This window comes from Bradyrhizobium sp. UFLA05-153 (assembly GCF_054185185.1).
Genome location: NZ_JBBIAM010000029.1, coordinates 39390 through 60637, shown reverse-complemented (window position 1 = coordinate 60637; position 21248 = coordinate 39390). Strand labels below are relative to the sequence as shown.

23 protein-coding genes and 1 tRNA gene are annotated in these 21248 nt (G+C 63.4%); 11 read left to right on the top strand and 13 right to left on the bottom strand.

From position 1 onward, the window contains the following. Nucleotides 1–8 precede the first annotated feature (8 nt). Complete coding sequence (locus Q2941_RS19245) at nt 9–1073, bottom strand: acyl-CoA dehydrogenase family protein (protein WP_458193438.1); 1065 nt, start codon at nt 1071–1073, stop codon at nt 9–11. A gap of 238 nt (nt 1074–1311) precedes the next feature. Between Q2941_RS19245 and Q2941_RS19240 the strand changes: the two genes are divergently transcribed. Continuing rightward, entirely contained in the window at nt 1312–2097 is a 786-nt protein-coding gene (locus tag Q2941_RS19240) for an SDR family NAD(P)-dependent oxidoreductase (RefSeq protein ID WP_458193437.1), read from the top strand. Nucleotides 2098–2193: 96 nt separating this feature from the next. Here Q2941_RS19240 and Q2941_RS19235 read toward each other — a convergent pair whose 3' ends face one another. Beyond that, entirely contained in the window at nt 2194–2460 is a 267-nt protein-coding gene (locus tag Q2941_RS19235; protein WP_027526488.1) for a GlsB/YeaQ/YmgE family stress response membrane protein, read from the bottom strand. A 48-nt stretch (nt 2461–2508) separates the two neighbouring features. Then, nucleotides 2509–3111 (bottom strand): YidB family protein, encoded by a 603-nt coding sequence (locus Q2941_RS19230; protein ID WP_458193436.1) that lies wholly within the window; start codon nt 3109–3111, stop codon nt 2509–2511. A 188-nt stretch (nt 3112–3299) separates the two neighbouring features. Here Q2941_RS19230 and Q2941_RS19225 point away from each other — a divergent pair, with 188 nt between their 5' ends. Both Q2941_RS19225 and Q2941_RS19220 read left to right on the top strand, forming a co-directional pair. Next, the gene (locus Q2941_RS19225; protein ID WP_458193435.1) at nt 3300–4307 is read left to right on the top strand and encodes a 2-dehydropantoate 2-reductase; all 1008 of its coding nucleotides are present in this window, start codon (nt 3300–3302) and stop codon (nt 4305–4307) included. A 26-nt stretch (nt 4308–4333) separates the two neighbouring features. Next, the gene (locus tag Q2941_RS19220; RefSeq protein ID WP_458193434.1) at nt 4334–4546 is read left to right on the top strand and encodes a hypothetical protein; all 213 of its coding nucleotides are present in this window, start codon (nt 4334–4336) and stop codon (nt 4544–4546) included. A 221-nt stretch (nt 4547–4767) separates the two neighbouring features. On the opposite strand, the gene Q2941_RS19215 is transcribed toward Q2941_RS19220, so the two are convergent. Continuing rightward, nucleotides 4768–5364, bottom strand: coding sequence for a hypothetical protein (locus Q2941_RS19215; RefSeq protein ID WP_458193433.1), 597 nt, complete (start codon nt 5362–5364; stop codon nt 4768–4770). A 231-nt stretch (nt 5365–5595) separates the two neighbouring features. On the opposite strand from Q2941_RS19215, the gene Q2941_RS19210 reads away from it, so the two are divergent. Beyond that, nucleotides 5596–6624 (top strand): alpha/beta hydrolase, encoded by a 1029-nt coding sequence (locus tag Q2941_RS19210; protein ID WP_458193432.1) that lies wholly within the window; start codon nt 5596–5598, stop codon nt 6622–6624. 605 nt (nt 6625–7229) lie between these two features. Continuing rightward, complete coding sequence (locus Q2941_RS19205) at nt 7230–7742, top strand: hypothetical protein (protein WP_458193431.1); 513 nt, start codon at nt 7230–7232, stop codon at nt 7740–7742. A gap of 120 nt (nt 7743–7862) precedes the next feature. Here the strand turns inward: Q2941_RS19205 and Q2941_RS19200 are convergent, their stop codons facing one another. Together Q2941_RS19200 and Q2941_RS19195 are read right to left on the bottom strand one after the other, a co-directional pair. Then, nucleotides 7863–8156: a GYD domain-containing protein gene (locus tag Q2941_RS19200; protein WP_027526481.1), complete on the bottom strand. Its 294-nt coding sequence runs from the start codon at nt 8154–8156 to the stop codon at nt 7863–7865. Nucleotides 8157–8278: 122 nt separating this feature from the next. After that, nucleotides 8279–8632: a VOC family protein gene (locus Q2941_RS19195; protein WP_027526480.1), complete on the bottom strand. Its 354-nt coding sequence runs from the start codon at nt 8630–8632 to the stop codon at nt 8279–8281. A 111-nt stretch (nt 8633–8743) separates the two neighbouring features. Between Q2941_RS19195 and Q2941_RS19190 the strand changes: the two genes are divergently transcribed. The 4 genes from Q2941_RS19190 to Q2941_RS19175 all read left to right on the top strand — a co-directional run bounded on the left by Q2941_RS19190 (nt 8744) and on the right by Q2941_RS19175 (nt 12591). Continuing rightward, complete coding sequence (locus Q2941_RS19190) at nt 8744–8938, top strand: hypothetical protein (RefSeq protein WP_156944667.1); 195 nt, start codon at nt 8744–8746, stop codon at nt 8936–8938. A gap of 101 nt (nt 8939–9039) precedes the next feature. After that, nucleotides 9040–9116: transfer RNA gene (locus Q2941_RS19185), tRNA-Arg, on the top strand. Between the two features lie 200 nt (nt 9117–9316). Continuing rightward, nucleotides 9317–11323, top strand: coding sequence for an SPFH domain-containing protein (locus Q2941_RS19180; protein WP_458193430.1), 2007 nt, complete (start codon nt 9317–9319; stop codon nt 11321–11323). 128 nt (nt 11324–11451) lie between these two features. Further along, nucleotides 11452–12591: an amidohydrolase/deacetylase family metallohydrolase gene (locus Q2941_RS19175; protein WP_458193429.1), complete on the top strand. Its 1140-nt coding sequence runs from the start codon at nt 11452–11454 to the stop codon at nt 12589–12591. 237 nt (nt 12592–12828) lie between these two features. On the opposite strand, the gene Q2941_RS19170 is transcribed toward Q2941_RS19175, so the two are convergent. After that, nucleotides 12829–14439 (bottom strand): ABC transporter substrate-binding protein, encoded by a 1611-nt coding sequence (locus Q2941_RS19170; RefSeq protein WP_027526476.1) that lies wholly within the window; start codon nt 14437–14439, stop codon nt 12829–12831. Between the two features lie 375 nt (nt 14440–14814). Further along, on the bottom strand, nt 14815–15540 hold the full coding sequence (locus tag Q2941_RS19165) for an alpha/beta hydrolase (RefSeq protein WP_458193428.1): 726 nt from the start codon (nt 15538–15540) through the stop codon (nt 14815–14817). A 161-nt stretch (nt 15541–15701) separates the two neighbouring features. On the opposite strand from Q2941_RS19165, the gene Q2941_RS19160 reads away from it, so the two are divergent. Further along, complete coding sequence (locus Q2941_RS19160) at nt 15702–16682, top strand: helix-turn-helix domain-containing protein (protein WP_027526474.1); 981 nt, start codon at nt 15702–15704, stop codon at nt 16680–16682. A 96-nt stretch (nt 16683–16778) separates the two neighbouring features. Here the strand turns inward: Q2941_RS19160 and Q2941_RS19155 are convergent, their stop codons facing one another. From Q2941_RS19155 to Q2941_RS19140, 4 genes are all read right to left on the bottom strand, one after another. Next, on the bottom strand, nt 16779–17306 hold the full coding sequence (locus tag Q2941_RS19155) for a hypothetical protein (RefSeq protein ID WP_458193427.1): 528 nt from the start codon (nt 17304–17306) through the stop codon (nt 16779–16781). Between the two features lie 259 nt (nt 17307–17565). After that, the gene (locus tag Q2941_RS19150; RefSeq protein ID WP_027526472.1) at nt 17566–18159 is read right to left on the bottom strand and encodes a TlpA disulfide reductase family protein; all 594 of its coding nucleotides are present in this window, start codon (nt 18157–18159) and stop codon (nt 17566–17568) included. A gap of 13 nt (nt 18160–18172) precedes the next feature. Then, entirely contained in the window at nt 18173–18637 is a 465-nt protein-coding gene (locus tag Q2941_RS19145) for a DsrE family protein (RefSeq protein ID WP_027526471.1), read from the bottom strand. 22 nt (nt 18638–18659) lie between these two features. After that, complete coding sequence (locus tag Q2941_RS19140; protein ID WP_458193426.1) at nt 18660–19088, bottom strand: DoxX family protein; 429 nt, start codon at nt 19086–19088, stop codon at nt 18660–18662. Nucleotides 19089–19189: 101 nt separating this feature from the next. Between Q2941_RS19140 and Q2941_RS19135 the strand changes: the two genes are divergently transcribed. Next, on the top strand, nt 19190–20074 hold the full coding sequence (locus Q2941_RS19135) for a LysR family transcriptional regulator (protein WP_458193425.1): 885 nt from the start codon (nt 19190–19192) through the stop codon (nt 20072–20074). A gap of 4 nt (nt 20075–20078) precedes the next feature. On the opposite strand, the gene Q2941_RS19130 is transcribed toward Q2941_RS19135, so the two are convergent. Further along, nucleotides 20079–21224, bottom strand: a complete 1146-nt coding sequence (locus tag Q2941_RS19130; protein ID WP_458193424.1) for an acyl-CoA dehydrogenase family protein — start codon at nt 21222–21224, stop codon at nt 20079–20081. Nucleotides 21225–21248: the final 24 nt, after the last annotated feature.

The window sequence follows — 21248 nt, the reverse complement described above, 5'->3', positions numbered from 1 at the left end:
CCCTGAACTCAGCGTGACGCCACCAGCGGCCACAATTCATCGGCGCCTCTGGCAGCAACGAGCTTGCCGAGCTCGACGGCCCAGTAGCTCTCCGAGCCGAAATCGTCGCGCCAGGCCAGCGCCCGCAGCGAATAGCGATGCAATATGTGCTCGATGGTGAACCCGATCGCACCGTGCACCTGATGCGCGATGGCGCCGCCCTTCTCGGCGGCTTCCGCGCAGCGGATTTTTGCGGAGGCGGCTTCGAGATAGACCTCGTCGTTGAAGGCAGTCGCGTTCGCGATTGCATCGGCGGCGGAGGTCGCAGCGGCCAGCGCCGCGGCGGATTCGCCTGCGAGCTTTGCGAGGTTGTGCTGCACCGCCTGGAATTTCGAGATCTTTTTTTCGAACGCGACGCGCTCGTTGGAATAGCGCACGGAAATGTCGAGCATGGATTCCAGCGCGCCCGCAATCTGGAGGCTGCGCGCGACGCCTCCCATCAACATCACCGTGGTCTGGTCAAGATGGTTTGGCGCGGGCTTGATTGCGATGGGCGCGACCTTGTCGAGCGTTACGACATCGCTGTCGTCGTAGCCGACATTGAGCCCGGCCTCGACCTTAGCCTTGCCGGCATCGACCAGCGCGATGGATACGCCGCTTGCGTCATGCGTCAGCACAGCAAAATGCTTGGCCGCTTTCGCAAAGGGCACGCCGCGGACGCGGCCGGAGAGCGAGCCGTCGGGATCGAGGGTGATGCGGTCCTTCGGGCTCGCCGGCAGCACCGTCATCTCGCCCTCGGGGGAGGCGATCTTCGCCTGCGCGAGCAGCCAGCCGGCGAGCATGGTTTCGGCGAGGGGAACCGCGATCGCAAAACGTCCGGCCGCATTCAGCAGCGCAAATCCATCGGCAAGGCTCGCGCCGGAGCCGCCAAGATCGTCCGGCACCCACGCCAGGGGCAGTCCGGCCTCGCTCAGCGCCTGCCAGAGCGGCGCTTTCCACGCGTCCTTCTTGTCGTTGTTGATGGTTTGCGGATCGGCGAGATCGGCGAAGATCTTCTCCGCAGTCTCGACGACGATATTGTCACTCTCCGCCACAGCGTTCCCCGTGTCTTGTCCTTGGCGCATCCGTCTTTTTGAGCGGGTGCGCAGCTCTCTTCTTGCGCCCGATGATCGGAAAAAGCCACGGCCCTGACAAGCGTTGATCGCAGGTCCGCCTGCGGCGCGGGCATGGGCCAAAAGACTAATTCCGCTTAGCGGAGTTTGATCGATTTGCAGCCGTCCGCAAACTCGCTAAACAGGACCGCTGGCATTGAAGACAAGAGAGGATAACCGGATGGCAAAGGACGGCTTGTGCGCAATCGTGACGGGGTCCGCATCCGGTCTTGGAGCTGCGACCGCGCAAATTCTCGCGCGCGGCGGCGCGCGGCTCGTCATCAACTATTCGTCGAGCCAGAAAGAAGCCGAGGCCACCGCGGAGGTCTGCCGCAAGGCAGGCGCAGCCGAGGTCGTGATCGCACAGGGCGATGTCTCGCGCGACGAGGATTGCCGCAGGATCGTCGCGGCGGCGGAGGCCTGGGGCCGGCTCGACGCGCTCGTCAACAATGCCGGCACGACCAAGCACGTCGCTCACGCCAATCTTGACGGTTTGTCGGCCGAAGATTTTCAGCGGCTCTATGGCGTCAACACTATCGGTCCGTTCCAGATGGTGCGTGCGGCGCGCAAGCTGCTCGAGGCCGGCGCGAACGCCTCGGGGCGGGCGTCGGCGGTGGTGAACGTCTCCTCGGTTGCCGGCATCAGCGGCGTCGGGTCATCGATCGCCTATGCCGCAAGCAAGGGCGCGCTCAACACCATCACGCTCTCGCTGGCGCGCGCGCTTGCGCCGCTGATCCGCGTCAACACCGTTTGCCCCGGCTATATCGACACGCCCTGGTTCACCAAAGGCCGGGGCGAGGATGCCGCCAAGCAGGTCCGCGACAACGTGGTCGCGAAGGTGCCGCTCAACGTCGCCTCAAGCGCCGACGACATCGCACAGCTCGTCTGCTTCCTGGCGACGCCGGCCTCCAGCAACATGACCGGCGAGATCGTGCGCATGGATGCCGGTCTGCATTTGATTACGTGATTGATGTCATTCCGGGACACGCGAAGCGTGAACCCGGAATCTCGAGATTCCGGGTTCGATGCTGACGCATCGCCCCGGAATGACGGAGTATAGGCGTCAACCCTTGATCACGCCGCTTGCCACCAGGCGGTGCCAGATGAACAGCACCACCACCGCGCCGATCGTGGCGGTGATGAAGCCGGCACCCTGGTCCAGGCTGTAATGGCCGATGGCCTGGCCGATAAACGTCGCCAGAAACGCGCCGACGATGCCGAGGACGGTGGTGAGGATGAAGCCCTGCGGATTTTTCGGTCCCGGCATCAGCCAGCGCGCGATGAGGCCGGCGACGAAACCGACGATGATGACCCAGATAATCCCGCCCATGTTCGCAACTCCCCTTGCAGCAACGATACGACTGACGTCAGAGCTCGGTCAGATTCGGCCAGACAGCTCGTTCTCGGTCGGCAGCCGTCCATCCGGCGTCAGGTGATCGATCACCTTCGGCAGATACTGGCTGAGACCGGACAGAAGCTCGTCACGCGACAGGCCGCTCTGGGCTGACAGGCTCTGGATCTGGTCGGCGCCGAGCGCATTGGCGAGATCGCCCGGTGCGATCGGCTTGTTCTCGCCCTTGCCGACCCAGGAATTCGCGGTTTCGCCATGACCGCCTTGCTGGAGCTGGTTGAGGAGATCGCCGAGCCCGCCACTGAGCACGCTGCCGGCCGCGCCGCCCGCGAGCAGGCCGCCGAGGCCGCCCTTCAGCACATCACTAAGCCCGCCGCCGCCGGGCGCGCCGCCCGGAAGCGCTTGCCCGCCCGCATTCGCCGGCGTGGGCGGCGGCAGTGGCGACGATTGCGGCGCCGCGCCACCCTGGCCTGCCGTCAAATGCTTGAACGCTTTCCACGCCAACAGACCAAGGATTGCCATGCTCATCGGCGACATGCCGCCGGAGGATTCTTGCGAGCTTTGCGAGCTCGGCGTGCTTGACCCGCGCGGGCCGTTCTGCATGCCGTTGAGGACGTCGAGTAGACCCATGGTGCTCTCCTGCCGCTGAACCTGCCCCCCGGGGCGAAAACATATGGGGCTCTCATGACGGTTACAAGGCGGTCGCACCGCAACCGCAGCGGCCGATGGGCAAGCGGCGCGGCCTTTGCTATCGAAGGTCAAATCATGAAGGTCTGGTCAACGCCGCTGTCGAAAGCGGCAAGCGGTTTCAGGAGCAAATGGTGACGGATCGACCGATCGCCGTGGCGGGCGCGGGGGCCATCGGCTGCTTCGTCGGCGGCATGCTCGCGGCTGCCGGCCGCCACGTGGCACTCCTGGTGCGGCCGCGGGTGAAGACCGAGATCGAGCGGTTCGGCCTGCGCCTGACCGATTTCGACGGATCCGAGCGGCGGCTCTCCGCGGGCCAGCTCGCGCTGTCGGAAGATGCCTCGATTTTTCACGGTGTTGGCGTGGTCCTGGTGACGGTGAAGAGCGCCGACACGACTGAGGTCGCCGAGCTGATCACCCGGAACGCGCCGGACGATGCCGTCATCGTCTCCTTGCAGAACGGCGTCGGCAATGTGGAAATCCTGCGCGACAAGCTGCCGGGGCGGCGCGTGCTCGCGGGCATGGTGCCGTTCAACGTGATCGCGATGGGCGAGGGGCGCTTCCACCGTTCGACCTCCGGCGACATTCATGTCGAGAAGGATCAGGCCGATACCGCTGCGACGCTGTCCGTGCCGGGGCTCGCGATGCGCGCGAGCGCGGACATCACCGGCGTGCAATGGGGCAAGCTGGTCATCAATCTGAACAATGCGCTCAGCGCGTTGTCCGACATGCCGCTTGCCGCGCAGCTTGCGAACCGGGACTGGCGAAGATTGTTCGCGGACCAGATGGCCGAGGGGCTTGCGGCGATGACGGCGGCTGGCATCAACCCGGTGTCGGCGACGCCGATACCGCCGCGCTGGACGCCGACCCTGCTGCGACTGCCCGACATGATCTTCAACGTGATCCTGGGGCGGACCATGAAGATCGATCCCGAGGCACGCTCCTCGATGTGGCAGGATCTGAAGCAGCGACGCAAGACCGAGATCGACTATCTGCAAGGGGCGATCATCGCGCTGGCGGACCAGCACGGCGTGGACGTGCCGCTGTGCCGCCGCATTGCTGCGCTGATCAGGCAGGCTGAGAGCGCGGGCAACGGCCCGCCGCGCCTGACGCCGCAGCAGATCCGGGGCGGTGGGTGAGAGCCGGTCCGACCGGAGGCATGCCGATGAAACCCGTTCCGATGATGGCGATTGCGGTTGCGATGCTCTGCGGTGCATCCACCCTCGCGCAGGCCCGTCCGCCGACCGTCACACCGTCGCCCGGCTACGACAGGCGGTTGCAGGAGAGCCGATCGGCGCCAAGCGGCACGACGACGGTTGCACCGACCAATCCGCCGGCGACCACGCAGAAGCGGACCAGGAAGAAGCATACGAACTGATGCGCCGCAGGATGTTGTGGCTTATCAAGGCCAGTTGGACGAGGCTCGAGGCTACACGCTCCGCTGTCATTCCCCGAGAAAGCGGGGAATCCAGTACGCGGCGGCCTATCGATTCAATCAAAGTCGTCTCTGGAATACCGGATCGCCTGATCAAGTCGGGCGATGACGGCGGAGGGTAAGGAGAGTGCCCGACCCCGGCTCGCAGGGACGGCGCGAGGGCTTCACCCCTTCTTCGCCTTGCTCGGCGTGGGGCTGAACAGCTTCTTCAGTTCGTTCAAGCTCTCCGACAGCCGCGGCCATTCGCAGGAGAACGAGCCCTTGGTGCATGCCTTCGGCCGCGGCTGTTTGGGCCGCTCGACCGGAACCGGCACGCGCTCGGCCTCGGTGCGGAGTGCAACCTGCTGGACTTGCTGTTGCCGTTGCTCCTGCTGTTGCTGCTGTTTGGTGGCGGCTTCGGCAGCCAGGTTGGCACGGCGCTGATTGGCGAGATAGGCGGCGTAGGATTCGTCGATCTTCTTCTGTTCCTCCGGCGTCGGATTGGGACCGGCGATATCGAAGCTGCGATCCTGGAGGAAGTCGTAGTAGGTGTACCCGCCACCCGCCTTGCGGCGGCCGGCGAATTTGGCGTTGCACTCGGCGAGCGCCGCCGTCTTCTCCTGCCTGGTTGCGTATTTCTCGGCCCGGTCGGCGCATTCCTCGAAATCGCCCGGCGCGCGTTTCCACCATTGCGCATGGGCATGCGCGGGCATCAGCAGGGCGAGCCCTGCAGTCAAGCCAAGCAACAATCTCGCGCTACGCGAAGCGATCACGAACGACATTCAACAGATGCAATCTTTGTGGAACTCAACTGATTCAGTCGAATTTTCGCCTGTTTCCAGCCACTTGTCACCCATGGAACCCGACATTTTCATGGCTGCATTGCTGACATTTTTTGCTTGACGTGGCCGGCCAGTCACAGCGGCATGGCACGCGATGCGCAAAGAGTTGCAAGAAGGCTTCAAGTCAAGAGGGCTTCAAGTCAAGCCTTCGCGCGGAGAGGATTTTTGGCAATGAAATGGCGGACATTTGTCGCAACGATCGCGTTGGCGCTGCTGTCGTGTCACGCGAATGCCGCCGATGAGGCCACGCCCAACCTTGCGCCGGTGAAGGCGGTCGCCGATGCGCGCCTTGCGGTCGGCGATCACGCCGTCCTGCCACTTTATCTCTCCAGCGATTGGGCGCTGCCGCTACCATCGATCACCCGCGCCGTCATCGTGCTGCACGGGCGCCTGCGCAATGCGGATGTCTATTACAAGTCGGCGCGGACGGCGCAAGCGGCGGCCGGCGACGAGGGCCGGGCCACCATCATGATCGTTCCGCAGTTTCTGGCGCAGGTCGATATCGATGCGTACAAGTTGCCTGACGAGACGCTGCGCTGGTCGCTGGAGGGGTGGGAGGGCGGCGAGGCCGCGCTCGCACCGAGCCCGGCCTCCTCGTTCGAGGCGCTCGATGCGATCCTCGCCAGGTTTGGCGACCGGCGCATCTTCCCGAATCTCAAGCAGGTCGTGGTCGCCGGTCATTCCGGCGGCGGCCAGGTCGCGCAGCGCTATGCCATCGCAGGCAGGGGCGAAGCGAAACTGTCGCGCCAACACATCGAGGTGCGCTACGTCGTCGCCAATCCATCGTCCTACGCATATTTCAGCGCGGAGCGGCCGGAGCCGTCGATCGCCGCTTCCTGTCCCGGCTACGACAACTGGAAATACGGTATGAACGATCGCCCGCCTTATCTGAGCGATGCAACGTCCGCCGCGCTCGAGCAGCGCTATGTCGAGCGCGAGGTGATCTATCTGCTCGGCACGCTCGACACCAATCCAGAGCATCCAGCGCTCGACAACAGCTGCATGGCGAAAGCGCAAGGACCCTATCGCTACGCCCGCGGCCACGCCTATGCGGACGCAATGGCCGGACGCGACCACGGCACGCCCAATCACAAGCTGTTCGACGTCGCCGGCATCGGTCACGACGGCGACAAGATGCTGACTTCGAAATGCGGGCTCACGGCGCTGTTCGATCTGCCCGGCTGCACCGCGGACCGCTGAGCTGAGGATGCCTTGAAGGCCCGGCTCGGGCTGTTACACTTCGTCCCGTGAGCGCACGATTACGGTGCCACCAAGAAGACGAGATGGATTGCAAAAACGAAGTCGGCCGTTGCTGCTTTCGAAAGCGATTTCACACCCTTTGTTTCAGCCAAAGCTCTCTCATATTCTTTATGCCGGGGTTACTTCAAGTGATGAGGAATTGCGCGTTCATCCTGCCTTGCGTTCTCCTTCTTGTTTCTGGAAACAACGAGGTTGGTTCATTGGAGATGCGGCGACTTGGTACCGACCGCGTGTCAGCGTCCTTCTACAACGGCCATGAAACTATCAACGATCATCCCATGCAGCCGATAGTCACTGTTGCCTTGGCGGATAGAAACCGGCGAATGACGGAAGAGGGGTACGCAGAAGCAAACAGTCTCTCTGCAGATGAGGTTGGAAGCCGCTTTGCGGCAAGTGGAATCTTACGGTGTCCCGGTGGAGCTAGTAGCGCTCAAGTGACCGGAGCGCGCGACGTGATCACGACGGTAGCTCATGCGTTTCGGGACACTTGCAAGCCTCGGACGTCGCCTGACAAGTGTACATTCGAGTACTATTTGGGAGCGCAGATGCGGACCGTTCCCTTGTCAGCGACCCTATGGATGGGCCCATGCATCGACAGTGCACCGAGACAGGGTAGCGCCGATTGGGCAGTCGCAAAACTCGCATTTCCCGCAGACGTGACGCCATACGAAATCTATGAACAGCCCGAAATTTTGGTGGAGCTGGAGCGTGTCCTGGCGGTTGTCGGTTATGATATCGAAGCCACAGGAAAGACGGACAAGGACGGGCCGTTCAACAAGACGATACAGGAGTGCCAAATACGCGACGTAAGGGATTGGCAGACATTTGAAACGAACTGCGAGTTCGAAGTCGGGGCATCGGGTAGCGCCCTGTTTCGTCTGTGGGGTCGTCGAATGACCCTACTTGGCGTCGTTTTCGGAGACTATCGAGATAAAGAATATTGTCCACGGGGCGGCTGCGAGTTCAAGAGCCGGAAATGGTCGAGCTTGTTTGTTACCTTGAAGGGCGAGTTTAAGGACAGCCTCGTGGCGGCCGTGCGTCTGTCTGTAGCAAAATAGAACGTCGGGCTGCCCCTCGGATCGGTAAGCTGCGGATGCATGCCGACTGACGACAATGAGGCCGCGGCTCCGGGATCGCCATCCCGGTCCGCTGCAGTCGCGCCCACGCGAACTCAAATCTCAGAGCATTTTGCCGACGATCTTCGTCATATCCGCCGCCGAATACGCGCGCAGTGTCTCGGTACGGACATTGCCGAGTGCGCCGAGACTGAGACTGAGTGACATCACGGCCGGCTCATCTGGAGCCTCCAGAAGGGTCACAAAGTCATATCGCCCTTGCGTCCAGACGAGCTCCTTCACGGTCACGCCGAACGTCTTGGCCATTTCCTTGAAAGCGTCGGCCCGCTTCGGCGAGTCCTTGACGTTGCGGATTCCCTGATCAGTGAAGTTTCCCAGCACGACATAGGCCACCATGGTCGTCCTCCCTGGTTAGAGCCTGATACAATTCTCGCATGAGGAAACCGCACGACCTTGCCACAGCGGCTGAGACGGCGCACCTGCCCATTGGGGAACGTCAGCGGGCGTGACTTATCGGGTCAGGACAACGGCCTTGCAAAACTGAGCTCGTGGCCGTCAGGGTCGGTGAGATGGAAGTAGCGCTCGCCCCATTCGGCATCGCGCGGCGCGGTCGATGGCTGCCATCCTGCCGTGAGCGCGCGCTGATGGATGGCATCGACGTCGGCGACGTAGAAGATGACGCGGCCCCACCAGGACCAGCGCTTGTCCGCCGGCTGGGCGATCAGGTTGAGATAGCCTGGACCGGCGCGGAAGCTCGTGAACGCCTGGGCTTCGCCGCCGTGCAGAATCTCAAAGCCCAGCGAACGGTAAAAGCCGACGGCGCGCGCCATGTCATGGGTGGCAAGCGTGATGGCGCTGATGCTCTCGATCATGGTGGCGCTCCCCGTGGATTGGGAGATATTAGAGCGCTGATGAAACGATTGACGATGGCCAATGTTTCGCATTGCGGGGAGATGCGGACGTCCAACAGGCGGGAGGTCCTGATGCGAGTACCTGCAACGCCGGACGGCGCGCTACCAAAACCTGGAACGGCAGAGGCGATCGAGCTCGGCTGCACCTGCCAGGTGTTCTCGCACGACTCCAAGACGGATGAGCTGGAGCCGTCCGGGATGCTGGTCGCGCCTGACGCGAATTGCCCGGTTCACGGCACGGCGGCCCAACTCGAGGAGCATGATTGAGACCGCCGGATTGCCGCCGTTTGGATGCATCGCAGCGCTGGCGATTTGCGAGCTGCTCTGCTATGGAGACCCCAAGTGCCTGCACCCGTTGCAGGTTCCGCGGTCCCGTAGCTCAGCCGGATAGAGCGGCGGTTTCCTAAACCGTAGGTCGGATGTTCGAGTCATCCCGGGATCGCCATTCTCAAATGCGGTTTTTCAGAACCGGCCGCCTTTCTCACTCTGCGCCGCCCGTCAAGTAGCCAATAAAAAAAGTTTGGCACGGCTTTACGCGACATTCGTCTTGCAGACCGGGCTCCGTATTCACATCTCGCCTCCCGCAATTCTGGGGTGTGGCTTTGGTTAACAAAGTCGCCCAGTTGCGAATTGTGGAGATGAACTATGGACTTCAATGGTTTCAATGGCGCCTGGCTGATCCAGCCCGCGCTTTGGGCCGCGGCAGCGGTCGCGTTTTTGATCCTGCTGCGCGTTGCCAATATCTTTCGTTATATCCCGAACAACCAGGTCGGCATCGTCGAGAAGCTGTGGACGACGAAGGGCTCGATCGAAGGCGGCTTCATCGCGCTGAACGGCGAAGCCGGCTACGAGCCGGAAGTGCTGCGCGGCGGCCTGCACGTGTTCTTTCCGTTCATGTACCGGATCCATAAATCGGACCTCGTCACGGTCGGACAGGGCAAGATCGCCTATGTGTTCGCGCGCGACGGCGCGCCGCTCGGCGCTTCGCAAGTGCTCGGCGCCAACGACACCGAGGACAAGTCGGACTTCGAGGACGCGCGTCGATTCCTGCTCGGTGGCGGGCAGAAGGGACCGCAGCGCAAGATCCTGCGCGAAGGCACCTATGCGATCAACACGACGCAGTTCGCGATCATCACCGACGATCGCGTCTACGGTCATGCCCTGAGCGAACAGGAGCGCGGCGTGCTCGACGCGATGCAGCTTACGATCGCCGAGCGATGGGGCTTTGCGCCCGTCGTGCTCGCGGCCGATCACGACCTCGTCGGTATCGTCACCGTGCATGACGGCCCGTCGCTGCCGCCTGGCGAGATCATCGCGCCCGAGGTCGGCGTCGACTTGCGCGACTGGGAGACCTTTCACAACAATTTCCAGGAGCCCGAGCAATTCCTGAGGGCCGGCGGCTATCGCGGCCGGCAGCTCCAGATCATCGTCGAGGGCACCTGGTACATCAACCGCCTGTTCGCGACCGTCGAGGCGGTGCCGAAGACTGTGATCCCGGTCGGCAATGTCGGTGTCGTCATCTTCTACACCGGACCGCAGTCCGACGACGTGTCGGGCGAGCAGTATCGCCATGGCGAGCTCGTCCTCAACGGTGGCCGCGGCGTCTGGCGGGATCCGCTGCTGCCCGGCAAATACGCGTTCAACACCTATGCGGGCAAGATCGAGATCATCCCGACCGTCAACTTCATCCTGAAATGGGTGCGCGGCGAGGTCGGTGCGATGAAGCTCGATGAGAACCTGTCGGAGATCTCGCTGATCACCAAGGACGCGTTCGAGCCGACGCTGCCGCTCTCGGTGGTGATGCATATCGACTACAAGAAGGCGCCGATGATCATCCAGCGCTTGGGCGACGTGAAGAAGCTCGTCGAGCAGACGCTCGATCCGATGGTCAGCGCGTTCTTCAAGAACATCGCGCAGAAGATGACGCTGATCGAGCTGCTCCAGAACCGGGCGTCGGTCCAGGAGGAATCTGCGGCCGAGATGAAGGCGAAGTTCGCAAGCTATTCGCTCGACCTTCAGGAGGTCCTGATCGGTACGCCGCGCGCCGCCTGCGGCGATCACACCATCGAGAACATCCTGATCCAGCTCCGCTCGCGCCAGATCGCACGCGAGCAGATCGAGACTTACCAGGAGCAGGAGAAGGCCGCGGTGCAGGAGCGCGCTCTCAACGAGGCCAAGGCGACGGCGGCCGCGCAGTCGGCGCTGACGCAATCGCTGATCCAGATCAAGGTGAACGAGAACGAGGGCGCCGCCGCGCTCGCCCGTGCGCAGAAGGACGCCGAGACCCGAAAGGTGACGGCAGCCGCGGTCGGCGAGCAGTCGCGGCTCGAGGGCCAGGGCGAGGCCGACCGGGTGCTCGCGATCGGCGCCGCCAACGCGCAGGCGACCAAGCTCTCGGTCGAGGCCTATGGCGGTCCGGAGTTCCGGCTGGCCGAGCAGAACTTCACGAAGTTCGCGGAAGCCCTGACCCGGATCAACCAGCCGCTGGTGCCGCAATTCCTGATGTCCGGCGGACCGGGCCAGGAGACCGGCAATGCGGGCCTGATCCCGACCGCGATGCTGAGCTCGATGTTCGGCCGCATGATGCCGGATGCGCTGGAGCGGCTGAAGGACGAGGCGCCGAAGGCGGCCCGCAAGGCCAACGGCCAGTGATCACAGGCCGCCTCCGATTTGCTTAGCCGGCGCGAAGATTGCTAACAGGAAACGGCCAGGCTGGAAGTAAACCTTCCGGCCTGGCCGATGCCTGTTCCTTGCAAGCCTTGTGACCCCCGGAGATGACGATGCCTTTTGACTTGATCCTGCGTGGCGGACGGGTCGTTGACCCCTCGCAGAAGCTTGACGCGGTAACGGATGTCGCGTTTGCGGGCGGCAAGGTCGCGGCGATCGGCAGCGGGCTCAAGGCGGATCCGGGGACCGATGTGCGCGACGTTTCTCGCTACATCGTGACGCCTGGCCTGATCGATTTGCACACCCATGTCTATTGGGGCGGCACCTCGCTCGGCATCGATGCAGAAGAATTCTGCCGTCTCTCCGGTGTCACCACGGCGGTGGACACCGGCAGCGCCGGCCCCGGCAATTTCGCCGGCTTCCGCAAGCATGTGATCGAGCCGAGCCAGGTTCGCATCCTCGCCTATTTGCACGTCTCGCATGCCGGCATCTTCGGCTTCTCGCACAAGGTGATGGTCGGCGAGAGCGAGGAGCTGCGGCTGATGAACCCCATCGATGCCGCCAAGGTGGCGGATGCAAACCGCGACCTCATCGTCGGGATCAAGGTGCGCGTCGGCCTGCACGCCTCGGGTACCTCGGGGATCGTGCCGCTCGATATCGCGCTCGAAGTGGCCGAAGAGGTCGGCATGCCCCTGATGGCGCATATCGACCATCCGCCGCCGAGCTATGAAGAGGTGCTCGCGCGGCTGCGCCCGGGTGACGTGCTCACCCACGCCTTCCGGCCGTTCCCCAATACGCCTGCGACCGCGCAAGGCACGGTGAAGAAGGTGGTGCTGGAGGCGCGCGAGCGCGGTGTGATCTTCGACATCGGCCACGGCAAGGGCTCGTTCGCCTTCAAGACCGCGCGCGCGATGCTGGCGAACGGTTTCTATCCGGACACGATTTCATCCGACATCCATCTGCTCTGCATCGACGGGCCGGCCTTCGATCAGGTGACGACCATGTCGAAATTCCTGTGCATGGGGATGTCGCTGTCCGACGTGGTCGCGGCTTCGACCGTCAACGCCGCGATGGCGCTTCGGCGCCCGGAGCTCGGCAGCCTCAAGGTGGGCAGCGTCGGCGACGCCACGCTGATCACGGTTCGCGAAGGGCAGTTCGACTATGTCGACGTCGTCGGCGAGCACCTGACGGGTAGCCAGAAAATCGCCTCCGAAGGCGTCGTCATCGGTGGCCGCTGGTGGCATCCGAAATAAGGAGCGCGACTTCGGCTGTATTTCGCCTCGCCCCGCTTTCGGGGAGAGGCCGACGCGCGGAACGCGCGGCGGGTGAGGGGGACTCTCCGCGCGTCCGACTGTCACCGCATTTGCGGAAGCAGCCCCTCACCCCAACCCTCACAGAGCGAGCGAAGCTCGTCTCGTCCCCGCAAGAGCGGGGCGAGGGAGCACAGCTCGATCGCGGACGCTGCGTCCTCGTATCAGTTGCGCCGGCGCCTACTCATTCTTGTCCACATTCCAGAACAACGGCGTCGCCGGGCCGTCGATCACGCCGGTGAGCGATTTGCGCCATGCGCTCGGCGCCTGGAACTGGCCGAGCGGGACGTAGATCACCTGCTCGTAGGCTTCCTTCTGCACGTCGAGCGCGATCTTCTTCTGCTCTTCGGGTGAGGTGGCGCGGGCAAAGGCGTCGCGCAGCTGCTCGAGCTTGGGATCCTCGGACCAGCCGAACCAGCCGCCCTCCTTGCCCTTGCCTACCATCGCGCCATTGACGAGCGGATTCATCGAGTCGGCGGCGCCCTGATAGGTGAAGAACATGTTCCAGCCGCCTTCCTTCGGCGGCTTCTGGTTGGCCCTGCGGGTGACCACAGTCTGCCAGTCCATTGCCTGGAGATCGACCTTGAAACCGGCCTCGCGCAGCAGCTGCGCGACCACGATCGGCTGCGCTTTCAGCAGGATCTGGTCGCCCGGCGCCAGGATCACGACGGGCGTGCCGTCATAGCCGGACTCTGCCAAGGCCTTCTTGGCTTCCGCCATGCCGTTGCCCTTGATCAGGGTCTCGCCGCCCTCGTCGCTGGCGAACGGCGTGTCGCAGATGAAGAATGCGCCGCAGAGCTTGTAGTATTTGGGATTGCCGATCTGCGCGTCAAGCACGTCCTTCTGGTTGATCGCGAGCATCGCGGCGCGGCGGATCTTCACATTGTCGAACGGCGGATGCAGGAAGTTCATCCGGCCGAACGATTGGAAGCCGAACTTGTTCAGGATTGCGATGTTGATGTCCGGGTTGGACTCGAGCACAGGCAGCAGGTCGAACGGCGGCGTTTCGACGAAATCGACGTCGCCGGATTGCAGCGCGTTGAGCGCGGTCTGCGCGTCCGGCATCGTCAGCCACTCGACACGGTCGACCTTGACCACCTTGCCGCCCGATGTCCATTCGGCCGGCTCCTTGCGCGGCACGTAGTCGGTGTTCTTTTCGTAAACGGCTTTCACACCGGGCTGGAATTCGGCAGCCACGAACTTGAACGGGCCGGAGCCGATCTGCTCCGGAATCTGCTTGCTGATCGGGGTTTCGGCCAGCCGCTTGGGCATCATGAAGGCGCAGATCGACGATGGCTTGGCGATCGTCTCCAGCACGAGGCCATAGGGCTCCTTCAGCTTGAGGACGATCGTTTTGGCATCGGGGGCTTCGATGCCTGCCGTGAAATCCATCAGCTTGCGCGCCATGCCGTCGACGCTCGTGCCCCAGCGCTTCAGCGAGGCGACGCAATCCTCCGCCGTCACCGGCGGGCCGTCATGCCACTTCAAGCCGTCGCGCAAGGTGAAGGTGTAGGTCAGCTTGTCGTCGGAGACCTTCCAGTCGGCCATCTGCGGCCGCACCTTGAAGCTGGAATCGATGCCCAGCAGCGTATCGTAGACCATGTAGCCATGGTCGCGGGTGATGATGGCGGTCGTGAAGCCGGGATCGGTGACGCGAAGGTCTGATTGCATCACCGCAGTCAGGATCTTCTTTCCGCTCGCGGCAGATGCAACCGACGTCCATGCAACGGGAAGTGCCGATGGCGCAACAGCAGCAAGCTGAAGCAGTTTCCGGCGCGAGACGTGAACCATTCTCTATTCTCCTGACCTGACGCAAACGAAACCAGATGGCGGCTGTCGATGAAGGGCAGCGTATGGCGGGGAGCCGCACGTGACAAGGAGAGCTTGCCTCCGCCGATCTGAATTCGTTTGCGACCAAGCAAGGGCCGTGCCGCCGAAGCCGGCGGCGCAGGAAATCGCGAAGGTCGTCTCGCTTTTGACGGACGCGCGTTAACTTTACTGCGTCACAAGCACACGTCCTCATCCTGAGGAGCCCGCGACGAGCGGCATTTCGAAGGATGGCCGCGGGTGAGAACCGGGCCTTATGGTTCGCTCGGCGATGCGGAGCGTCGTCCGAAGACGGGCGTTCCGCGCTCCTCACCATGATGGTCTTGTGACGCAGCAGGTTTAGTCCCGTCCGGCCTCCATGATCGCGCGTGCCAGCCGGGCGGGATCGGAGAAGCACAATTCGTGGCTCCCAGCTACCTGCACCAGGCGGAACAGCCCGAGCTTCTCCGACAGCCGCGGATGCCAGGGATAGCCGTGCGGCAGCGCGGTATCCTCGGTGCAATTGATGTAGGACTTCGCCAGCTGCATCTCGGCCGGGTTGGTTTTCAACTCGATCTTGTCGCTGAAGGTCTTGAGGGGATGCGGATTGAGGATGTCGTAGGCACGCTGGGCCAGTTCGAGATCGGCATCGTTGATGAACGCCTCGCGCCAGATCGGGAATGGCAGCACCACCGAGCCGTCGCCGCGCTCGGCGGCGATCGCCTCGAACAGGCCGAGATAGTGTGACGGCACCAGGTCGTTGAGCGACTCGCCGTTGTTGGGGACGAAGGCATTCCAATAGATCAGCCGGTGGATCCGCTCCGGCACGAGGTCGGCGACCCCCGTGATGACCATCCCGCCATAGGAGTGGCCGAGCAGGATCACGTCCTTCAGATTGTTCTCGGCGAGATAATCGGCGATGGACTGGATCGCCTCCTTGAGCCCTGTGGTCTTGGCATCGCCGGGCCGGTTACCCTTGATTGTGGGCGTATGAACGGTGTGGCCCGCGGCCCGAATGGGGGCGGCGACGGGCTCGAGCTCGGACCCGGTGTGCCAGGCGCCGTGGACGAGGACGTAGGTCGACATATTGTGGCTCCTCCGCAAGGATGGTTAGATCGGCGCGGCAATCACCGGCCGAAACCCTTGCCGACTGAACGTCGGTCGTTGTCTTTGTTGCAGCCATATTGAGCCGGCGGCGATCGGTCCGCTTGGCTGGCGCTGAACCGGATTGGTCTCGGAGCGAACTGATGGAGCAGGTCAATCCAGCAAGCCGGCCGCGGCACTTCGTCTGGAATACGGCCGAGACGCGTCCGGCCGAGCAGTTTTCCTTCTACCGCGAGGCAATTTGCCAGGCGTTCATGAACCTGACGCCGGAATCGGCGACGACGTCATGTTTTCCGGCGAAGGTGGAGACGATCAGGTTTGGCGCCGGTGCGGTCAACCGCGTGGTGTTTCCCGAGCATACGGTGCATCGCTCGCGCAGCGATATCGCGGCCTCGAACGAGAGCTGCTTCTATCTCAACTTCAAGCTCGCCGGCCGCTGCCGCATCGTGCAGGGGAATCGCGACGTCAGCCTGTCGCGCGGCCAGGTCGGCATCTGCGACAGCGACCGCGAGGTAAGGCTGCTGCATGACCGCGGCCCGACGCTGGAGGTCGCTTCGTTCTGGGTGCCCTCGCGCGCGCTGCGCGACCGGCTGCCGCCGGGCTTCGATTTCGAGGCCGAGCGCGTCTCCGATGATCCCCATGTCGGTCATCTCATCATCGAGACGGCGCGCTCGCTCAACGCCGGCGCTTTGCGGATGACGGAGGAGGACAGCGTGCGCCTGTTCGGCGTGCTGCTCGATCTCGTCGCGCTGAGCCTGTCGCGCCGCTCGCGCGCGCAAGTCGCGGAGGCGGCGAGCTTTGCCGATGCCACGGTGCTCGCGCTGCGCCGTGCGATCCACGAACGGCTGCGCGAGCCAGGGCTGACGGTCGCGGCGGTCGCAGGCGCCGTCGGCATCAGCGAGCGCTACGTGCACAAGCTGTTCGAGCGGTCCAGCACGACGTTTTCCGACTACATCATGGAACGCCGCCTCGACGGCGCCGCGGCGGATTTGCGGGATCGGGCCATCGCGGGGCGCGAGATCGGCACGATCGCGTTCGACTGGGGCTTTTCGGACCTCTCCCACTTCACGCGCCGCTTCAAGCAGCGTTTTGGCTGCCGGCCGCGCGATTGGCGCAACCGATAAGGCTATCCGCTAAGGGGTACTTACAAACGTCCGCTTCCCACGGCAAAGACCGTGATCGGCGTTAGGATTGCAGGATCGCAACACAAACGACGTGCTTCACGTCATCGTTCCCGGCATGAAGCAGCGAACGCTCACACCCATCGGGCCGTATAGCGGCCAGACCATCGTCATGTTAGCCCTGTTCGGCTCATCGATGAGAGCCTCGTCGGGCACGTACACCCACTCGGTTTCCACGTTGGTGGCGCCGGCCATCGCGCGCTCGAAGCCCCAAGGCGTTGTCGGCACGCGGACGCGGTAATGGTTGCCATTAGTCGCCCAATCTACTTCGGACAAATGCATCGCTTCGCTACCATCGCAGCACAGATCGCCCTTTCGGTCATGAAGGTTCTCAAACCACTTCGACAGATCGGCCCGGTTGTGATCGTGCGCGAGCACGGCGTCGGGCATACCAGCCGTACTCTCCTCCACCTGGGTCGCGCCCAGCAATGCTGGTTGATGCGGCCGGGAGATCTGGAAGCCCGTAAGTTTTAACGTTGGAAGATGCAACGCGCACGCATCGGCGTGATTGGTAGTCACGAGTCCGATGGCGGCAACGGCTGTCGCAATCAAGAACTGGCTTTTCATGGGGTTCTCCCTCTTCGATTAGAGATATTCCCACCACGAATTCCACACAGCCCCAGCCACAGAGGCAGCATTTGAACTGTTCACTATAAGTCTCCGGAAATCCCGCATGGGTTCAGGTCCGGTGCTGGCTTCTTCCATCTCGAGCTTACTTCAGAGCGTCGCATCGAGTGTAAGTATGGCTGCCCAAAGGCGACCTTCATCAATGTTGGCGTGATAGTCGTCTTTGAAGCAGACCTGACTAAGTTCATGAGTGCATGCCCTAGGCCTGCTCGCGATAGAATTGCAGCAGCTCTGTGCCTGCCGGCGACAGCCAGTCGGCGGCACCGGTGATGTAACCCTCGATGCGATTGCTTCGCCCGACGAGATAGGTGATGGGCATGCCGATCAACCTGAAGGTCGCCTCAGCCGGATCGCTCGCCGCGACGGCGACGCCATGGGCATCGACGTAGAAGAGGAGATTCTGTGTGTTGAGGCCGCCGAGGAAGCGCGTGATCTTCCCGAGATCCCTTGTGTCGGTGCAGATCGCATGGACGTCGAGGCCATTGACCCTTGATCGCGCGAGGCTTGCCATGACCGGCAGGTCGAGGCGGCAGGCCGCGCACCAGGTCGCCCAGAAATTGATGAGGGTCACGCGCCCCGGCTTCGCCGACAGCACGATGTCCTTGCCGCGCAAATCCTGTAACCGAAGTGGTGGCATCGGCGCGCGAGGCCGCACCACGGTGAACTGGCTGCGTCCGGTCTCGAACACCGGCGGCCACGGGCCATTTTCCGCACGAGCAGGATGCAGGCGTGCCAATCCCAGCGCTGGTGCTGCCAAAAGCATCGCGCGCCGCGTCAGTTCGGCTCGGTTCACACGAGGCGGCGCATCACGCATGGACATAGGCCCAGCCCCGGAGCTGGAGATCGACGACGCGTCCGATGCCAAACGGCACGAGCGTCGCGCCCGATATCAGCGGGATCGTGATCTGCTCCTTCGCCTCCGCGATCGCCTTGGAGGATGCGCACATGCTGTAGCTGAGGTTCGGCAGCGATTGCCGTAAGCCGGCCAGCGGCTCGGCGAGCGCTGTCTTGTCCGCGCGAAACACCTCGATGCCCTTGCCGTTGGCGACGACCTCGATCATGAGCTTGGTGCCCCGCTCGGCAAAATGCTTTGCGAGATTGGCCGAGTAGCTGATCGCATGCCCCATGACATAGGGCTCGTTGCTGTCGATGAGGATCACCACGCCGTCGACGAGGCGATCCTCCTTGGCCGCAGCACGTGAGCCGGCCGCGGTCAAGATCGAGGCGCCCGCGATCAGTCCGCGGCGTGACAAGGGGTTGGAAAGGACCATCGTTGGCGCCGCAAGGTCCGTGTCAGAACTGACGCGCAGCAATCGGCGCCTTGCGGCCGCGTCCCCACAGCACGAAGACGGCGAGCGCCAGCAGGATGAAATTGAGCGGGGTGACCGCGGCTTCGCCGCGTGAGATGTGGAAGACGAGCGCGAACACCTGCAACACGGTGCAGCCGAGCGCGGCCAGCACCGTCAGTCGCGGCAGGATGCGCGTCAGCGCCGGCAGGAGAATGCCGATGCCGCCGGCGAGATCGATCAGCCCGATGACGCGAACGAAGCCCTCCGAATATTCGCCGGCCCAGGGCATCATGGCGGCAAGCTGCGGGATCGGCGTGAGCAGCTTGACCAGCCCGGCTGAGGTGAAGGCGAAGCAGATCAGGGCCTGGGCGATCCAGAGGCCGATGCGAAGGGCGCGGCCCGGCGAGGCGGTTTCGAGAGCGGTGGTCGACATGGTGGTTCTCCGATCAGTGGGTTACCACCATTTGATAGTTTCACCATCTTTGATCATTATGCATTCCGGTATGGGTTGCTTTCCCGGATGTTGATGATCTCATGGATTCTCTGGTCAGCATGAGGGTGTTTTGCCTGGTCGCCGAGCTGAAGAGCTTTGCGACTGCGGCCCAGCGCCTGCGCATCTCGCCCGCTATGGCGAGCAAGCACGTAATGCAGCTCGAGAGGCGGCTGGGCACGCGGCTGCTCAACCGGACCAGTCGGCGCGTGAGTCTGAGCGAGAGCGGCACGCTCTATTTCGAGCAAGCGCGCCAGATGCTCGATTCGCTTGACGAGGTCGAAGCCGCCGTCAGCAAGGCGACCGTCGTCCCGCGCGGCGTGCTGCGGCTGACCGCGCCGGTGTGGATGGCCAATGCGACGTTCGCGGGCGTGCTGGCGGAATACCAGGCCCGCTATCCCGAGGTGCGCCTCGACGTCGATCTCAGCGGGCGGCTGGTCAACCTGGTCGAGGAGGGCTTTGATCTCGCCCTGCGCGCGACGGGCGCGCCCGACGAGGCGCTGATCGCGCGTCCGATCTCCAGTGTCCCGTTCTACATGGTTGCAGCTCCCGCCTTTCTCAAGCGCGCTGGTCGGCCGACCAAGCTGGCCGATCTCTCCGGCCAGGCGCTGCTGCACTACGCGCTATATCCGGGCGAGAGCTTCACCTTTACAGGCGAGCGCGGCACCGAGACCGTCAAGCTGAACCCGGTGCTGCGCAGCGGCAACGAAACGCTGCTTCACATGGCAGCGCTCGAAGGCATGGGCTTCGCCTTCCTGCCGAAATGGCTGGTCACTGACGACATCGCGGCCGGACGTCTCGAGCACGTCATGCCCGACCAGATCATCTTCGTCGGAAAACTGTTCGCGGTCTATCCGAGCCGCAAATATCTCTCTGCGAAAGTGAGGACCTTCATCGATTTCATCGCCGCCGACAAGCGGATGAAATAGCAGCCTACAACGACCTTGCGATCAACAGCTTCATGATCTCGTTGGTGCCGCCATAGATCTTCTGGATGCGGGAATCGACGAAGATGCGCGAGATCGGGTATTCCTGCATGTAGCCGTAGCCGCCGAACAGCTGGAGGCATTCATCGGCGGTCTCGGCCTGCTTTTCCGAGCACCAGTATTTCGCCATCGAGGCGGTGACGGTGTCGAGATCCCCGGCGACCAGGCGCTCGATGCACCAGTCGACGAAGACGCGCGCGATCATCGCCTCGGTCTTGCGCTCGGCGAGCTTGAACGCGGTGTTCTGGAATTCGAGCAGTGGCTTGCCGAAGGCGGTGCGCTCCTTGGTGTAGTCTGTGGTGAGCTTGACGGCGCGCTCCATCGAGGCGACGGCGCCGACCGCCAGCGCCAGCCGCTCCTGCGGCAGTTGCTGCATCAGCTGCACGAAGCCTTGCCCTTCCTCCTTGCCGAGCAGGTTTTCGGGCGGGACCGTGACGTTGTCGAAGAACAATTCCGACGTATCGGAAGCGTGCAGGCCGATCTTGTCGAGGTTGCGCCCGCGGCGGTAGCCGTCAGCGCCCGCGGTCTCGACCACGATCAGCGAGATGCCCTTGGCGCCGATATCGCCGGTGCGCGCGACGACGATGACGAGATCGGCGGCCTGGCCGTTGGTGATGAACGTCTTCTGGCCGTTGATGACGTAGGAGTTGCCCTGCTTCTTCGCCGTGGTCTTGACGCTTTGCAGGTCCGAGCCGGTGCCGGGCTCGGTCATGGCGATGGCGCCGACCATCTCGCCCGACGCCATCTTCGGCAGCCAGCGTGTCTTCTGCTCCTCCGAGCCGTAGTTGAGGATGTAGTGGGCGACGATGGCGCTGTGCACGGAGACGCCGGTCGTCACCTCCGGTACTGTGCTCTCGATATCCTCCAGCACCGCGGCGTCATAGGCGAAGGTCGCGCCGAGGCCGCCATAGGCTTCGGGCACGCTCGGCAGCAGCGCGCCCATCTCGCCAAGCCCGCGCCAGGCGGAGCGGTCGACCATCTTCTGCGCGCGCCACTTTTCCGCGTGCGGCGTCAGATCCTTCGCCAGAAATTTCCGGAACTGGTCGCGGAAGATTTCGAGCTCTTCGGTCATCCAGGAGGAGCGGTAGGACATGAAAACTCCGGTCGGTGGTGCGAC

Coding starts and splice junctions, on each gene's coding strand:
- Q2941_RS19205 (WP_458193431.1), top strand. CDS start 7,230: ATGCGGACCGTTCCCTTGTCAGCGACCCTATGGATGGGCCCATGCATC.
- Q2941_RS19180 (WP_458193430.1), top strand. CDS start 9,317: ATGGACTTCAATGGTTTCAATGGCGCCTGGCTGATCCAGCCCGCGCTT.
- Q2941_RS19165 (WP_458193428.1), bottom strand. CDS start 15,540: ATGTCGACCTACGTCCTCGTCCACGGCGCCTGGCACACCGGGTCCGAG.
- Q2941_RS19220 (WP_458193434.1), top strand. CDS start 4,334: ATGAAACCCGTTCCGATGATGGCGATTGCGGTTGCGATGCTCTGCGGT.
- Q2941_RS19225 (WP_458193435.1), top strand. CDS start 3,300: ATGGTGACGGATCGACCGATCGCCGTGGCGGGCGCGGGGGCCATCGGC.
- Q2941_RS19210 (WP_458193432.1), top strand. CDS start 5,596: ATGAAATGGCGGACATTTGTCGCAACGATCGCGTTGGCGCTGCTGTCG.
- Q2941_RS19135 (WP_458193425.1), top strand. CDS start 19,190: ATGGATTCTCTGGTCAGCATGAGGGTGTTTTGCCTGGTCGCCGAGCTG.
- Q2941_RS19195 (WP_027526480.1), bottom strand. CDS start 8,632: ATGATCGAGAGCATCAGCGCCATCACGCTTGCCACCCATGACATGGCG.
- Q2941_RS19155 (WP_458193427.1), bottom strand. CDS start 17,306: ATGAAAAGCCAGTTCTTGATTGCGACAGCCGTTGCCGCCATCGGACTC.
- Q2941_RS19130 (WP_458193424.1), bottom strand. CDS start 21,224: ATGTCCTACCGCTCCTCCTGGATGACCGAAGAGCTCGAAATCTTCCGC.
- Q2941_RS19175 (WP_458193429.1), top strand. CDS start 11,452: ATGCCTTTTGACTTGATCCTGCGTGGCGGACGGGTCGTTGACCCCTCG.
- Q2941_RS19145 (WP_027526471.1), bottom strand. CDS start 18,637: ATGGTCCTTTCCAACCCCTTGTCACGCCGCGGACTGATCGCGGGCGCC.
- Q2941_RS19240 (WP_458193437.1), top strand. CDS start 1,312: ATGGCAAAGGACGGCTTGTGCGCAATCGTGACGGGGTCCGCATCCGGT.
- Q2941_RS19190 (WP_156944667.1), top strand. CDS start 8,744: ATGCGAGTACCTGCAACGCCGGACGGCGCGCTACCAAAACCTGGAACG.
- Q2941_RS19160 (WP_027526474.1), top strand. CDS start 15,702: ATGGAGCAGGTCAATCCAGCAAGCCGGCCGCGGCACTTCGTCTGGAAT.
- Q2941_RS19230 (WP_458193436.1), bottom strand. CDS start 3,111: ATGGGTCTACTCGACGTCCTCAACGGCATGCAGAACGGCCCGCGCGGG.
- Q2941_RS19235 (WP_027526488.1), bottom strand. CDS start 2,460: ATGGGCGGGATTATCTGGGTCATCATCGTCGGTTTCGTCGCCGGCCTC.
- Q2941_RS19215 (WP_458193433.1), bottom strand. CDS start 5,364: ATGTCGTTCGTGATCGCTTCGCGTAGCGCGAGATTGTTGCTTGGCTTG.
- Q2941_RS19170 (WP_027526476.1), bottom strand. CDS start 14,439: ATGGTTCACGTCTCGCGCCGGAAACTGCTTCAGCTTGCTGCTGTTGCG.
- Q2941_RS19140 (WP_458193426.1), bottom strand. CDS start 19,088: ATGTCGACCACCGCTCTCGAAACCGCCTCGCCGGGCCGCGCCCTTCGC.
- Q2941_RS19200 (WP_027526481.1), bottom strand. CDS start 8,156: ATGGTGGCCTATGTCGTGCTGGGAAACTTCACTGATCAGGGAATCCGC.